Annotated in this window: 14 protein-coding genes; 7 read left to right on the top strand and 7 right to left on the bottom strand. The window is 58.2% G+C overall.

Translation table 11 applies throughout. The features are described from left to right. Positions 1-83: helix-turn-helix domain-containing protein (locus ACRAUW_RS02860; protein WP_431361077.1), on the top strand; the 83-nt coding region annotated here is incomplete at its 5' end. 158 nt (positions 84-241) lie between these two features. Beyond that, positions 242-1,003, top strand: a complete 762-nt coding sequence (locus ACRAUW_RS02855; RefSeq protein ID WP_431361074.1) for a Nif3-like dinuclear metal center hexameric protein — start codon at positions 242-244, stop codon at positions 1,001-1,003. Between the two features lie 118 nt (positions 1,004-1,121). On the opposite strand, the gene purN is transcribed toward ACRAUW_RS02855, so the two are convergent. Continuing rightward, positions 1,122-1,760, bottom strand: coding sequence for a phosphoribosylglycinamide formyltransferase (gene purN / locus ACRAUW_RS02850; protein ID WP_201908343.1), 639 nt, complete (start codon positions 1,758-1,760; stop codon positions 1,122-1,124). Continuing rightward, positions 1,757-2,794 carry a phosphoribosylformylglycinamidine cyclo-ligase gene (purM, locus tag ACRAUW_RS02845; RefSeq protein WP_431361073.1) on the bottom strand — a complete coding sequence of 346 codons (1,038 nt, stop codon included), beginning with the start codon at positions 2,792-2,794 and terminating at the stop codon, positions 1,757-1,759. The genes purN and purM overlap by 4 nt, the downstream gene beginning before the upstream one ends. 176 nt (positions 2,795-2,970) lie before the next feature. Here purM and upp point away from each other — a divergent pair, with 176 nt between their 5' ends. The 3 genes from upp (at position 2,971) to hda (ending at position 5,571) form a co-directional block, all read left to right on the top strand. Continuing rightward, complete coding sequence (gene upp / locus ACRAUW_RS02840; protein ID WP_411685236.1) at positions 2,971-3,597, top strand: uracil phosphoribosyltransferase; 627 nt, start codon at positions 2,971-2,973, stop codon at positions 3,595-3,597. A gap of 150 nt (positions 3,598-3,747) precedes the next feature. After that, positions 3,748-4,767 carry a DUF2066 domain-containing protein gene (locus tag ACRAUW_RS02835; protein ID WP_431361072.1) on the top strand — a complete coding sequence of 340 codons (1,020 nt, stop codon included), beginning with the start codon at positions 3,748-3,750 and terminating at the stop codon, positions 4,765-4,767. A 102-nt stretch (positions 4,768-4,869) separates the two neighbouring features. Next, the gene (gene hda, locus ACRAUW_RS02830; RefSeq protein WP_013723920.1) at positions 4,870-5,571 is read left to right on the top strand and encodes a DnaA inactivator Hda; all 702 of its coding nucleotides are present in this window, start codon (positions 4,870-4,872) and stop codon (positions 5,569-5,571) included. A 295-nt stretch (positions 5,572-5,866) separates the two neighbouring features. On the opposite strand, the gene manA is transcribed toward hda, so the two are convergent. Next, a complete protein-coding gene (gene manA, locus ACRAUW_RS02825; protein ID WP_431361071.1) occupies positions 5,867-7,066 on the bottom strand; it encodes a mannose-6-phosphate isomerase, class I in 1,200 nt (399 codons plus the stop codon). Positions 7,067-7,199: 133 nt separating this feature from the next. On the opposite strand from manA, the gene ACRAUW_RS02820 reads away from it, so the two are divergent. Then, the gene (locus ACRAUW_RS02820; protein ID WP_431361070.1) at positions 7,200-8,072 is read left to right on the top strand and encodes a helix-turn-helix transcriptional regulator; all 873 of its coding nucleotides are present in this window, start codon (positions 7,200-7,202) and stop codon (positions 8,070-8,072) included. A gap of 156 nt (positions 8,073-8,228) precedes the next feature. After that, positions 8,229-9,482 (top strand): NADP-dependent isocitrate dehydrogenase, encoded by a 1,254-nt coding sequence (gene icd / locus ACRAUW_RS02815; RefSeq protein ID WP_033114311.1) that lies wholly within the window; start codon positions 8,229-8,231, stop codon positions 9,480-9,482. 328 nt (positions 9,483-9,810) lie between these two features. Here icd and tyrA read toward each other — a convergent pair whose 3' ends face one another. The 4 genes from tyrA to secF form a co-directional block, all read right to left on the bottom strand. Beyond that, complete coding sequence (gene tyrA / locus ACRAUW_RS02810; protein ID WP_431361069.1) at positions 9,811-10,938, bottom strand: bifunctional chorismate mutase/prephenate dehydrogenase; 1,128 nt, start codon at positions 10,936-10,938, stop codon at positions 9,811-9,813. 135 nt (positions 10,939-11,073) lie between these two features. Continuing rightward, on the bottom strand, positions 11,074-12,147 hold the full coding sequence (locus ACRAUW_RS02805) for a 3-deoxy-7-phosphoheptulonate synthase (protein WP_431361068.1): 1,074 nt from the start codon (positions 12,145-12,147) through the stop codon (positions 11,074-11,076). 325 nt (positions 12,148-12,472) lie between these two features. Continuing rightward, positions 12,473-13,768: a glucose-1-phosphate adenylyltransferase gene (glgC, locus tag ACRAUW_RS02800; protein WP_431361067.1), complete on the bottom strand. Its 1,296-nt coding sequence runs from the start codon at positions 13,766-13,768 to the stop codon at positions 12,473-12,475. 289 nt (positions 13,769-14,057) lie between these two features. Further along, positions 14,058-14,975: a protein translocase subunit SecF gene (secF, locus tag ACRAUW_RS02795; protein WP_431361066.1), complete on the bottom strand. Its 918-nt coding sequence runs from the start codon at positions 14,973-14,975 to the stop codon at positions 14,058-14,060. Positions 14,976-15,015: the final 40 nt, after the last annotated feature.

Raw genomic sequence — 15,015 nt, 5'->3', positions numbered from 1 at the left:
CCGACCGACTCGGCATCAGTCCGCGCACCCTGCGCTACAAGCTGGCCCAGATGCGAGATGCGGGGATCGAGTTTCCTGCCTGAGTCAGGCTGCTGTCTCATATAGAGGGAAGTATCACTATGTGGGAGCCGTCATGGTCTTGATGGCGGCTCTCGATTATCATAGGGCCCTTGGCGTTTTGAGCCGGAGCCTTGTTTTTATTGGTAAAACAGGGAATCGCGCCGTTATATAAGGGCCCCTTATGATCTCTCATCGAAAATTGGAAACCGTACTCAACCACCTGCTTGAGCCCCACGCCATCAAGGATTACTGCCCCAACGGCTTGCAAGTGGAGGGGCGTGAGCGTATTCGCAAGGTGGTGACCGGTGTCACCGCCAGTCAGGCGCTTATCGATGCGGCGGTGGCTGCCGAGGCCGATGCCATCCTGGTCCATCACGGCTACTTCTGGAGCGGTGAACCGGCCCAGATCACCGGCATGAAGCAGCGTCGGCTCAAGACCCTGCTGACCCACGATATCAACCTGTTTGCCTACCATTTGTCGCTGGATGTTCACCCCGAGGTGGGTAACAACGCCCAGCTCGCCAAGCTGCTCGACATCAAGGTGCGTCGCGGTCTGGAGCCGTGGAACAGCAAGAGCGTCGCCATGGTGGGCAAGCTGGAAGAGCCGATGAGCGGCCGCGATTTTGCCAAGCTGATTGCCGAGCGCCTTGGCCGCGAACCACTCTATTGTGGCGATACCGGCCCTGAGCTTATTCGTTCCGTGGCCTGGTGCACCGGCGGCGGTCAGAGCTACATCAATCTGGCGGCGGAGCAGGGCATCGATGCCTTTATCTCCGGCGAGGCTTCAGAGCAGACCATTCACACCGCCCGCGAGATGGGGATGCACTTCTACGCCGCGGGCCATCACGCTACCGAGCGTTACGGCGTCAAGGCGCTGGGGGAGTGGCTGGCAACCGTGCACGGGCTGGATGTCACCTTTATCGATATCGATAATCCGGTGTAAGTTCGATTAGCCGCGTAGCGGCGTAATCGGACATGACTGCAGCAATTGTGCGGGTAGCTAGAAATGACAAGGGAGGCCTAAGCCTCCCTTGTCACATGTTGCATACTGTGCTTGGCGGTTACTCGCAGGCGTAACCAGCGGGGCCCAGCAGGGCGCCATCCAGTTGCACGGCGCCATCTACCATCTGCAGCCTGCCTTCGCAGAACCAGCGCACTACCAGCGGGTAGATGCTGTGCTCCTGCGCCTGTACCCGTGCTGCTACCTCGTCCGCCGTGTCCCCTTCAAAGATGGGCACGCGGGCCTGCAGGATCACCGGGCCCCCGTCCAGCTCTTCAGTGACGAAGTGGACGCTGGCGCCGTGTTCACTGTCACCGGCATCGATAGCGCGTTGGTGGGTGTGCAAGCCCTGATACTTGGGCAGCAGGGAGGGGTGGATATTGATCATCCGCCCGGCGAAATGGCGCACCAGATCGCCGCTCAATATCCGCATAAACCCGGCCAGCACCACCAGATCCGGCTGATAGTCTGCCATCAGCGCCAGCAGGGCGGCATCATACTCCTCCCGGCTGGCAAACTGCTGCTGGGCCAGAATGGAGGTCGCCACCCCTGCTTCTTTGGCGCGAACCAGACCATAGGCATCAGCCTTGTTGCTGATGACGCCGACCACCTGACCTGCAATCTTGCCGCTGGCACAGTGGTCGAGGATCGCCTGCAGATTGCTACCGCTGCCGGAGATTAGGACGAGGATCCGCATCATTTGATGACGACCTGCTCCTCACCGTCGGCTGCCTTGGCGATATGACCGATGTGCCATGCGTTTTCACCTTCCGCCTTGAGCAGGGTCAGCGCCTTCTCCAGCTGGTTGGCGGGCAGGGCGATGATCATGCCGACACCGCAGTTGAAGGTGCGATACATCTCGTGACGGGTGACGTTGCCAGCCTGCTGCAGCCAGCTGAACACCGCCGGCCACTGCCAGCTCTGCTCATCGATCACCGCTTGACTGTTGGCTGGCAGTACGCGCGGGATGTTCTCCCAGAAGCCACCGCCGGTGATGTGGGAGAGGGCGTGGATCTCGCACTCCTTGATGAGCTTGAGCACAGGTTTCACATAGATGCGGGTCGGCTCCAGCAGGGCGTTGGCCAGGGTGGTGTCGCCCAGCGGCTGATGCACATCGGCTTTGGAGACTTCCAGAATTTTACGGATCAGTGAGAAGCCGTTGGAGTGAGGGCCGCTGGCAGCCAGCGCGATCAGGGCATCCCCTTCACCGACCTTGCTGCCGTCGATGATTTCGCTCTTCTCCACCACACCGACGCAGAAACCGGCGATGTCGTAGTCTTCCCCTTCATACATACCCGGCATCTCGGCGGTCTCGCCGCCCACCAGGGCACAGCCGGATTGCTCGCAACCGGCACCGATCCCGGTGACTACCGCGGCTGCGGTGTCCACGTCCAGCTTGCCGGTTGCATAGTAGTCGAGGAAGAACAGCGGTTCGGCGCCCTGTACGATCAGGTCATTGACGCACATGGCCACCAGATCTATGCCCACGGTGTCGTGCTTCTTCAGGTCGATGGCGAGGCGCAGCTTGGTGCCCACACCATCGGTACCGGAGACCAGTACCGGCTCCTTGTAGCCTGCAGGGATTTGACACAAGGCCCCAAAGCCGCCAAGACCACCAAGGACTTCAGGACGACGAGTGCGCTTTGACACGCCCTTGATACGTTCAACCAGTGCATTGCCGGCATCGATATCCACGCCAGCATCCTTGTAGCTCAGTGAGGTTTTGTCAGTCACGAGTAGTCCCCGTCATGTAAAGAAGTGGAGGGTAAAATTCGGGGCGTATTCTAACAGTGGTGGTGAAAAACCAGAAAGGAAATCGTTTGCGCGACTTTGCGCAAAACTGCTCTACAAGCGGCGGCTTTTGTTGTATGATTCCGCGATTTTTTTGCGGCAGGTTAGAGGAGATAATAATGAAAGTCGTTGAAGTCAAACACCCCCTGGTCAAACACAAGATCGGTCTGATGCGTGAAGGCGATATCAGCACCAAGCGTTTCCGTGAACTGGCCAAAGAAGTGGGCAGTTTGTTGACCTATGAAGCTACCTCTGACTTCGAAACCGAGAAGGTTACCATCGATGGCTGGAATGGGCCAGTAGAAGTTGACCAGATCAAGGGCAAGAAGGTAACCGTCGTACCCATCCTGCGTGCCGGCCTTGGCATGATGGATGGCGTGCTGGAGCACATCCCGAGCGCCCGCGTCAGCGTGGTCGGTATCTACCGCGATGAAGAGACCCTGCAACCGGTTCCCTATTTCGAGAAGATCGTCAGCAACATCGAAGAGCGTCTGGCGCTGGTCATCGATCCGATGCTGGCCACCGGCGGCTCCATGATCGCCACCATCGATCTGCTGAAGAAGAAAGGCTGCCAATCCATCAAGGTGCTGGTATTGGTTGCCGCGCCGGAAGGGATCAAGGCGCTGGAAGCCGCTCACCCTGACGTAGAGCTGTTCTGTGCCTCCATCGACCAGGGCCTGAACGAGAAAGGCTACATAGTGCCTGGCCTGGGCGATGCCGGCGACAAGATCTTCGGTACCAAGTAACTTAATGCTTTAACCTGCTTCCCATGTGGAAGGGGTGATCGGAGCCGGCGCATCGCCGGCTCTGCTGTTTGTGGCCGCTTGTGCCAGCCTTGCCGCAGGGCGCGCCTTGCCGCTACCATAAGCACACTCTCCCATTTCGAGACTCTGTTCATGTTCAAACGTGTTGTGACCGCCCTCTGCTGCGGCTTGTCATTCATGGCCTCGGCTGCTCAGGTGACCGACCTCTATCAGGGCAAGGCCCCGACCAGTGGTGACATGGTGGCCGCTCAAGGGCAGGCTCTCGGTCAGGTGCTGATCAAGGTGACCGGCAAGCGAGACATCCTCACCCAGCCGGTGGTGCTCAAGGCGCTGGCGGCCCCGGGCGACTATGTCAAAAACTATGGCTATCAGGATCAGGACGCCGTCAAGTATCTGAAAGCCGAGTTCAAGAGTGACAAGGTCAACAGCCTGGTCTCCGAGAGCCAGTTTGCCCTGCTTGGCCCGGCTCGTCCCCAGATGGCTATCTGGCTAGTGGTGGATCAGGGTGAGCGTCACTTGCTGGCGGATCAATCCAGCGATGGTTGGGCGCAAGCCTTGCGCGAGCAGGCCCAGACGCTGGGGCTGCCCATCAGCATTCCGCTGATGGATCTCGATGACAACATGGCGGTCAGTGCCACCGACGTCTGGGGACGCTTTGCCAACCCGATTTTGCAGGCAAGCCAGCGCTATGGCGCCGAGATGGTGGTGTTGGGCAAGCTGACACCGGAAGGTGACAAGTGGAGCATCGATTGGGGACTCTACGGCCCCAAAGCGGCCGGTGAAGTGACCGAGCTGACCCGAGGCAACACCACGGGCACTCAAGTCGAAGTGGCGCAAGGGTTTGTCGATACCCTGGCGGCCTGGCTGGTGAAAAACTACGGTGCCCGTATCTCGGGTCCGGCAACCAGCCAGACCCTGGTGGTAGATGGCCTCTCCGAAGTGGACAGCATGATCGCCGTGCAGAAGATGCTGCAGGGGATGGCCAACGTCAGCAAGGTGGCGATCGGCAAGCTGGAAGGCAATCAGGTCACCTTCAACTTCACCCTGCAGGGGGATCAGAGCGAGTTGGTGCGGGCGCTGCAGCTTGAGAGCCGTTTGCGCAAGGTTGACGATAATGGCAACGGTTTGCGTTACCAATGGTCGCAGCCCTGATTTTATAAGGCTTTTGTAGACCGCCCGGCTCGTCCGGGCGGTTCTCTATCTGCCTTTGCGATGATACACTTAGCCACAAATGTCACAGTCAAAGCCCAACGAGTGAAGCAACCGGCCCAACTGTCTTTAGCCGTACAACTACCGGATGATGAAACCTTCGTCAGTTTTTATCCCGGCAACAATGCTCATCTGATCACCGCCCTCAAGAATGCGGCCATTGGTCAGGGCTCACCTTTCCTCTATTTCTGGGGAGCCAAGGGATCCGGACGCTCTCATCTGCTCCACGCCACCTGTGCCGAGGTCAACGCCCGCGATGCGGCGGCGGCCTATCTCTCCCTCGATCAATTTGAACAGCTCGATCCCAGCATGCTCGATGCCCTCGAAAGTCTGCCGCTGGTCTGCCTCGACAGTCTTGAAGCGATAGCCGGCAATGCAGTGTGGGAGCGGGCGCTGTTCGATTTCTACAATCGATGGCAGGAGAAGGGCGAGGGGACGCTGGTGGTCACCGGTTGTAGTGCCCCGCGCAAACTGGGACTGCAACTGCCGGATCTCGCCTCGCGCCTCGATTGGGGGGTGAGTTTCCATCTCGAAGAGTTGGATGATGAAGGCAAGCTCAGTGCCCTGCAGCTGCGTGCCGAGCTGCGGGGCTTCAAACTGCCCATCGATGTGGGCCGCTTCCTGCTCAACCGCCTCTCCCGCGATATGCGAACCCTGCTTACCACCCTCAATCAGCTTGACAACGCCTCATTTCGCGCCAAGCGCAAGCTGACCATCCCCTTTGTCAAAGAGATCCTCGAACTCTAATCCTGTTGAGGGTATGCGGTTGGGCTTGTGTATGGCGTCTGAATTGCAGAGAAAGTCAATCCGGGCGTGATGACCAGTCTCTTATCCAAAAGTCCCCGGCATCGGCTGGGGATTATATTGAACTGATTTTTCATCCCGTGATCTGGGCCTTTCACCTTCTTCCACTCAGATCCTGACATCCCCCTCACTTAACCAGCTCTTCGGGCCCGGTTTGGCCACAGCCCCCCCTGTCCCCGCAGACGGGTTTCCCTCGTTATCTCCCTTGTGCATGTTTGGATGGGGGGATATGTGCCTGTTAGCAGCGGTTACCGGCGCGAGCGACCCGTCCTTGGGCCAGCAGTTGATAGCTGCCGGTCGCTGCAGGAATAAAGGCAGATTGCCCCTTTTCCAGACGCAGTGACTGTTCACCCTGCTTGAGGGTCACGGTGTCATCGATGGCAAACAGGATCTCGGCGCTGGCAGTGGTGAGCTGATGCTCGCCAGCCGGGTAGACGCTGAAAGTGAAGTCAGGTACCGGCACGTCGAAGTGCTGTACCGCACCATCACAGCGGGGGGGCAGCAGGATCTGGTCATCCGGTTTGGCCTGGCAGCGCGTGCAGTCCAAGAGCTCTGCCACGTCGATGTATTTGGGGGTGAGACCGGCGCGCAGCACGTTGTCCGAGTTGGCCATGATCTCGAGGCCGGTGCCGCGTACATAGGCGTGCGGGGTGCAGGCATCGAGGAACATCGCCTGCCCGGGCTTGAGGGTTACCACGTTCAGCAGCAGCGGCGAGAAGAGGCCTACGTCTCCCGGGTACTGGACCGCCAGACTGGTGATGAGGGCAAACGTCTCCTCATCCTGATGGGCGGCGGCATAGGTCAGGAGCCCTGCCAGCGCCTCGTCCTTGCGCGCCCCTTCCAGTACCAGCAGCTGGTGGAAGAAGTGCTGCAGGCCCGCTTCATTCTGGTTGGCGGCAAGGGCTGCGGTCAGCTCGGCGATGGCCGCCAGATTGACCCGCTCGAACAGTGCCAGAATGGCCGGGATAGCGCGAAAACCGTTCATCGCCTGATAGGGGGTGAGGGCAAACACCAGCTCGGGTTTGTGGTTCGGGTCCTTGTAGTTGCGATTGCTCGCCTTGATATCGATGCCTGCGGCCTCCTCTTTGGCAAAGCCCGCTTCAGCCTGAGCCTTGCTCGGGTGCACCTGAATGGAGAGAGCCTTCTCGGCACACAACACCTTGAACAGGAATGGCAGGCTGCCAAAACGGGCGAGGGTGGCCTCACCCAGCACGGCGGCGGGGGCTGCGTCGAGCAGGGTGGAGAGCTTCTGTGTACTCCCTGCCAGCGTCACTTCAGAGCAGCCGTTGGGGTGAGCACCCATCCACAGCTCAGCCTGAGGTTTGCCTTGCGGGTTGGGAATGCCAAACAGCGTGGTCAGAGAGTCATGGCTGCCCCAGTCGTAGCCTTGAATCGGGTTTTGCATCAACAGAAAGGAGGGCAGATCGCTACTGCTCATAAGGGATGCCTCATTTAGTTTGAATAAATGTGTTCGTGTGAAGAAAAGGGTGGAATTGATAGTCCGTGCCGGACTATAACATGGGCCATTGCGCGCGCCGCAATCGCTTGCCTCTCTCTTGATCAGGATCACCATGAGTATCATCTTCAACCAGCTGCTCGACGGCGCACTCGGCGAACAGGTTCCTTTTGACCAAATCTGGTTTGCCAGCGAACAGGGGGTGCCACCCAGCTTCAGTTATCAGGTCAACTTTCCCCGCCTCGAGCTGGTTTTTAGCGGTGAGTATCTCAACCAGATTTGGGACAGGGAGGGTGGTTGCAAGGAGATCTGCGTGTTGCCGGGACAGGCGCTCTATATCCCTCCCAATGGCTGGAACAAGCCGCTCTGGACCACGGACTGCTCGGTACTGAGCCTGCTGTTTGGCAAACGCCAGCTGGGGTTCAGTCTGGTGAGCAAGCGCCGTGAAGACCCGGACTTTTTCGATGTGCAAAAGCACAGCATCATGGCGCGGGCGGGCCATGTGATTGAACATATTCTGGCTGCGCTCAACGTGCTGACCGAGGATCCCGGTCGCTCCCCCACCGATGAGCATCTGCTACAGGCATTGCTGGCGAGTGCTCGTCAGCTGCTACTGGAGTCCGCTGCGGATCGACCACGAGGGGCTGAGCTTTTTCACGGGATCTGCATCTATATCCAGGAGAACTTTCACCGTCCCATTACCCGTGACTCCATCGCTGGCCGCTTCAATGTGTCGGCCAGCCATCTCTCCCACCTGTTTCGTGAACAAGGTCATATGCGCCTTGCCGATTACATCAGCTGGGTGCGGATCGACCGGGCCAAATTCATGCTGAAAAAGTACCGTTTCCGTCTTGAAGAGGTGGCGAGTCGCTGCGGTTACAGCGACGTGAACTACTTCTGCCGGGTGTTCAAACAGAAGACCGGCTTGACCCCTTCACAGTACCGTTCCCTGAGTCAGCCGCAGGCGGCCAGCGAGCTGGAGGGATAACGGGGCGGGGTTGGGAAGGCGTTGTAGCAGCGTACTGGCGGGTGGCTACCTCTTTGGTCTGACATGCTTGCTTGTCGTTTTATTATGAAAATGAATGGGCTAAGATGGCCGCGCGCAACAAACAAGTTGATAACAAACGGAAGTTAGGAGATGCCGATGGAAAGCAAAGTAGTAATCCCGACACAGGGCCAGAAAATCACAGTCGATGCCAGCGGCAAGCTGCAGGTTCCCAACCATCCGATCATTCCGTTTATCGAAGGGGATGGCATCGGTGTTGACGTCACCCCGGCCATGTTGAATGTGGTGAATGCTGCGGTCGAGAAAGCCTACAAAGGCGAGCGCAAGATCGCCTGGATGGAGATCTACACCGGCGAGAAGTCGACTCATGTCTATGGCGAAGGTGCTTGGCTGCCGGCCGAAACCCTGGATTTCATTCGCGAATACTGTGTGGCCATCAAGGGCCCGCTGACCACGCCGGTCGGTGGCGGTATCCGCTCTCTCAACGTGGCGCTGCGTCAGGAGCTGGATCTCTACATCTGCCTGCGCCCGGTGCGTTACTATGACGGCACCCCGAGCCCGGTGAAACGTCCTGATCTGACCGACATGGTGATCTTCCGCGAAAACGCCGAAGACATCTACGCCGGTATCGAATGGAAGGCCGACAGCGCCGAAGCGAACAAGGTGATCGCCTTCCTGCAAAACGAGATGGGCGTGAAGAAAATTCGCTTCCCGGAGTCCTGCGGGATCGGCATCAAGCCGATGTCCAAGGCCGGTACCGAGCGTCTGGTGCGTGCCGCCATCGAGTATGCCATCGACAACGATCGCGACTCCGTGACCCTGGTACACAAGGGCAACATCATGAAGTTCACCGAAGGTGCCTTCAAGGATTGGGGTTATGCTCTGGCCCAGAACGAGTACGGTGCCCAGCTGATCGACGGCGGCCCCTGGTGCTCCTTCAAGAACCCGAAAACCGGCAAGACCATCGTCATCAAGGATGTCATCGCCGACGCCTTCCTGCAGCAGATCCTGCTGCGCCCGGCCGAGTATGACGTCATCGCCTGTATGAACCTCAACGGTGACTACATCTCCGATGCGCTGGCCGCTCAGGTAGGCGGTATCGGTATCGCACCGGGTGCCAACATCGGTGACGGTGTGGCGCTGTTTGAAGCGACCCACGGTACTGCGCCGAAATATGCCGGTCAGGACAAGGTCAACCCGGGTTCCCTCATCCTCTCCGCCGAGATGATGCTGCGCCACATGGGTTGGGTCGAAGCGGCCGATCTCATCATCAAGGGGATGGAAGCGGCGATCCGCAACAAGACCGTCACCTATGACTTCGAGCGTTTGATGGAAGGGGCCACCCTGCGCTCCTGCTCCCAGTTTGCTCAGGACATGATCGACCAGATGTAATCAGTTGTTCCTTGTCTGCACGGCAGCTCCGGCACCATGAGCGGTAGTGCAAGTCAGTTAAGAGAATGTGGGTCACGATACCATAGGTATAAGGAGTGACGAATGAGGGAGGCATGATGCCTCCCTCTTTTTATTGCGAGCCGTTAGGGCAAGGGCTGAAGCCAAATTGGCGCTGTAACCATGGAGTCATTTTTGATATTCATTCTATCGAATATCTAATCACAAAGATGGTGGGCTTATTTTTTTGTTAAATGAAGGAAATGGCTTGGGGCCGGGTGCCCGGGATTGTCAGTCTCCGGAGTAGCCAGACCAAAAAGTCATCGCAGGATCAGCCGTGTTGGCGGCGGTCGTTGGCCTGGGCGAGCAACATGCGGCTTTCACGCAGGAACTGGTCGGCATGTTCGCCGAAGAAACCGGAGACTTGCGAGAAGGCCTCGATGAAACCGTCCCTATCCCCCCGCTCCAGCAGCCCCAGCGCTTCGCCGAAGTTTTGGTAGTAGCGACGGATCATCGCCAGATTCTGCGGTGACGACAAAATGATGTCGGCATAGAGGTGGGGATCCTGAGCGAACAGCCGCCCCACCATGGCGAGCTCCAGCCGGTAGATGGGGGAGCTCAAACTCAGCAGGCGATCCAGATTGGCCTGCTCCCGGGAGAGGTGCAAGCCATAGGCAAAGGTGGCGAAGTGACGCAGTGCCTGAATGAGGGTCATCGCCTCATCGTGGGCCTTGGCTTCCACCTGTTGCAAGCGGGCGCCCCAGATGGTCATCTGATCCAGCAGCCATTGGCTGGCGGCGGGGTCACGACCCTGGCAGCAGACGATCACCTGCTTGGCGAGACTCGCCACATCCGGCCCGAACATGGGGTGCAGTCCCAGTACTGGCCCTTGGTGCACCGCCAGCATATGTTCGAGCGGTGCCGCCTTCACGCTGGTGACATCGACCAGCAGGCAGTGGGCGGGCAGGTTGCCGAGGCGATCGATGATCTGGCAGGTGATATCGATGGGCACCGCCACCATCACCAGACCGGCTCCGGCGAGGATCTCGTCAGCGCGCGGCCAGTCGGCTTGTTCCAGCGTCTCGACCCGATATCCTGAGAGGCCGAACATATGACCGAACAGCCGACCAAGCTGGCCCTGACCGCCGATGATGACCACCTTGCCAAGATCCGGCTTTATGCATTTGAAGCCTGTATCTTTCTCGCTGGCATAAGATTCACGCATCACCCGGCGCAGCACGTCTTCGATGAGATCGCCGGGCACCCCCAACTGCTCGGCCTCAGCGCGGCGGCGGGCCAGCATGCTCGCTTCCCGATCCGGTGCATAGATGGGCAGGCCGTGGCGGCTCTTTACCTCACCCACTTCTCCCACCAGGGCCAGACGGGCGGCCAGCAGATCGATCAGCTGCTTGTCCACCGCATCTATCTTGTCCCTGAGTACATTTAACTCTTCAGCCATATCCAGTCCCTGCTGGCGCCGCGAGCGGCGGCGCCCTGAAATTCAAGATGCAACAAGGTATCACGGCGTGAACGGCTTGATGCCACCAGCAGTGATACCTCGATTGTTCAATAGGTTACGCCAAGATACCACGGCTTACCGCGCAATTCTGCCCTTGAGAGGGTCAGCCAGCTGGTTGTGGCAGCGGGCCAGCAGGGTGGCGGTGGTGTCCCAGTCGATGCAGGCATCGGTGATGGAGACCCCGTAGCGCATCTGCTGCTTGGGCTGCTCGCTGGACTGGTTTCCCTCGAACAGGTTGGATTCGAGCATCACCCCGATGATGGAGCGGTTGCCCTCCTGGATCTGGTGGATGACGTTGTCGGCCACCTTGGGCTGCAAACGGTGATCCTTGCTGGAGTTGCCGTGGCTGCAATCCACCACAAGGCTCGGCAGCAGGCCCGCTTTCTCCAGCGCCTCTTCCGCCAGCGACACGTTGACCGAGTCATAGTTGGGATGTTTGCCGCCGCGCAGGATCACGTGGCCATCCGGGTTGCCCTGGGTCTGCAGCAGCGCAACCTGGCCCTGCTGGTTGATCCCCATAAAGGCGTGAGGGGAGGAGGCCGCCTGCAGCGCATTGATGGCAGTCCCCAGGTTGCCGTCGGTGCCGTTCTTGAAGCCGACCGGCATGGAGAGGCCGGACGCCATCTCCCTGTGGGTCTGGGATTCGGTGGTGCGGGCGCCGATGGCGGACCAGGAGAAGAGCTCGGCCAGATATTGCGGGCTGATGGGGTCGAGCGCTTCGGTGGCCAGCGGCAACTCCAGCTCCGCCAGCCAGCAGAGCAGCTCGCGGGCACGGTGCAGCCCCAGCTCCACATCGAAGGTGCCATCCAGATTGGGGTCGTTGATAAAGCCTTTCCAGCCGACCGTGGTGCGCGGCTTCTCAAAGTAGACCCGCATGACAATGTAGAGAGAGTCCTGATAGGCATCATGCAGCGCTTTGAGTCTGGTTGCGTACTCTTTGGCGGCATCCATGTCGTGGATGGAGCAGGGACCACAGATCACCAGCAGCCGGTGATCGCGGCGGTGAATGATGTCGGCGATGGTAGTGCGGGCCCCTTGCACGAATGCCAGCGCCTTGTCGGAGATGGGTAACTTCTCCTTGAGCTGGGCAGGCGTGATCATCACTTGTTCGGACTGGATATGGATGTTGTTCAGGGGGTCTCTGTGCATGATTTCATTCTCTCTACTGTATTAAGCCAAAAGCAGTCGTACCGATATATTTACACTGGTACCTGCTTTGTTACGCAACCGCCCTCACCTTACCAAGTAAAAACAAACAATCAAGTGAAACCAGCTGATTTAGCGCTAAAAGTCAGATAAAGGAGTCGGTATATAGCGCAAACAGGAATAACGCAGAGAGATTTTCGGAGGTTTTTAGTTGTTTTTGTAATTTAATGTTTACATTCTTGGCGGTGTGAGGGTTTGTAGCCACGCAATAGCAAGAGGGAGCCATTATGGCTCCCTCTGCGATGGAGGTCTGGCTGCGGATCCGCGCTTATTGCTGCCTCTTCAGTTCTTTGTTCAGACGAGTGAGCATCTCCTGAGTAACCAGTACGATGCCCTGCTCGGAGCGGTAGAAGCGACGGGCATCTTCATCGGCGTTTTCACCAATCACCGTGCCTTCCGGCAGTTTGCACCCTTTATCGATCACAACCCGGCGCAGTCGGCAACCTGCACCTATCTCCACACCCGGGAAGATAACGGCTTGATCCAGGGTACAGAAGGAATCGACCCGTACATTGGTAAAGAGCACCGAACTCAGGATAAAGGAGCCACTGACGATGGTTCCGCCCGAAAACATCGAGTTGATGGTCATGCCGTGCTGACCGTTTCGGTCCTGTACGAACTTGGCGGGGGGGGTCAGGTTCTGACTAGTCCAGATAGGCCACTCCTGATCGTAGATATCCAGCTCCGGAGTGACTGAAGCGAGATCCATGTTGGCTTCCCAGAAGGAGTCCACTGTGCCCACATCGCGCCAGTAGGGTCGACGATCCGGACTGCAGCCGACACAGGACATGCCAAACGGGTGAGCGAATGCGGTGCCCTCTTTCACCACGCGGGGGATCACGTCCATGCCGAAATCGTGGTGGGAGTGCTCGTTGGCAATATCCTCTTCCAGCAGCTGATAGAGATATTCGGCATCGAAGATATAGACGCCCATGGAGGCCAGTGCAGTGTCTGCTTTGCCCGGCATGGCGGGCGGGTTGGCCGGTTTCTCGACGAAAGCGTTGATCTTGCGATCTTTATCCACAGCCATTACCCCGAAGGCGCTTGCTTCACTGCGTGGCACTTCGATGCAGGCCACGGTCACCTTGGCCCCCATATTGACGTGGTCGAGCAGCATGGCGGCGTAATCCATCTTGTAGATGTGATCGCCAGCCAGCACCACCACATATTTGGGGGCGTGATCGCGGATGATATCCAAGTTCTGGTAGACCGCATCGGCGGTTCCCCGGTACCAGTTAACCTCATCCACCCGCTGCTGGGCGGGGAGCAGATCGATAAATTCGTTCATCTGGTAGCGCAGGAAAGACCAGCCCGATTGGAGATGGCGCAACAAACTGTGGGATTTGTACTGGGTCACGACACCGACCCGGCGAATGCCGGAGTTGATGCAGTTGGAGAGCACGAAATCGATAATGCGGAATTTGCCGCCAAAATGAACTGCAGGTTTGGCCCGGTTGTCGGTTAACTGTTTGAGGCGACTACCCCGCCCTCCTGCGAGTACCAAGGCCATGGTCTCGTTCAGCAACTGTCTGGATTTTGCTGTATTGGCAGGTTGTAACAACATCTCATATCCTTTTGTAGATAAATCACCACAATCTTGCCTCCTTTGAGCCCTAAAGAAAGTGCTTTCAATCACATATTTTGGTTTTTAACGTAAATAAATGAGTTATTTGTTATTAGTGGTGGCGAGTTAAACCGTCATTGCATTCAATATGGGAGGTTGTCAATTGAGGCGAATCGAGCGACAAAAGCGGTAGCGAGAGACTGAGAAGAGGGATGGAAAAAGCCCCGGCCAATGGTTGGCAAGGGCATAGTTGGTAGAGGCTCGATTAGGCGACTCTGGTTAGCAAGGATCAGGCTGCGTTGGCCAGTGGCTCCTCGCTCTTTTTCTGATAGGCCTGCGGGGTGAGGCCCAGCAGTTCCTGCACGGTCGAGGCAACGGTGATGGAGGAGACGGTGCCTACCAGGATCCCGGCAAACAGGGTGAAGGAGAAGCCGTAGAGGGCGTCACCGCCAAACAGCAACAATGCGCCCACGGTAAACAGAGTGGTGCCCGAGGTGATCATGGTGCGACTGAAGGTCGCCTTGATGGCCACATCGGAGCACTCGTGGATCCCCATATGGGTACGCGAGCTCAGCAGGTCCCGCAGTCTGTCCGAGATGACGATGCTGTCGTTGAGGGAGTAGCCGATCACCGCCATCAAACCGGCGATGATGTTCAGATCGAATTCGATCTGAAAGAGTGACAGCAGCCCCAGCGCGACTATGGCGTCATGGACCACCGAGAGCAGGATGGCGATGGCCTGACGCCACTCGAAGCGAAACGCCAGATAGGCCGACATCGCCAGCGAAGCGACCAGCACCGCCAACATCCCCTGCTGGAACAGCTCGGCACCTACCTGTGGGCCGACTATGGTAGTGCGCAGCAACTCGACCGGCATCCCCAACTGCTGGGTCAGCATGGTGGCAAGATCCTCCGCCGGCCAGGGCAGCTCGTGCGGTGGCAGCTTGATCAACCACTCGCTGGGAATACCGGACGAGCTCAGCTCAACGGCTCCCGCCAGTGGGGAGACCAGCATGGCATTGAGCTCATGGGCCTCTTTCAGGGTCTGGATATGAAACTCCAGCAGGATCCCGCCGGTAAAATCGAGTCCTAGGGTCAGACCGTTCACCAGCAAGATTCCGATGCTGGCTACGGTCAGCAGGATAGAGGCCCACAGGCCGATATAACGCCAACGGGTCAGCCCCATGGCAACGATCATTCTCAACATAATTATCTCCTTGGCCATCCAGCTTCAGGCTGTTGGCCCA

The sequence above is a fragment of the Aeromonas sp. genome (assembly GCF_050633025.1).
Lineage (GTDB): Bacteria > Pseudomonadota > Gammaproteobacteria > Enterobacterales > Aeromonadaceae > Aeromonas.
This window is presented reverse-complemented; position numbering and strand designations above follow the sequence as displayed.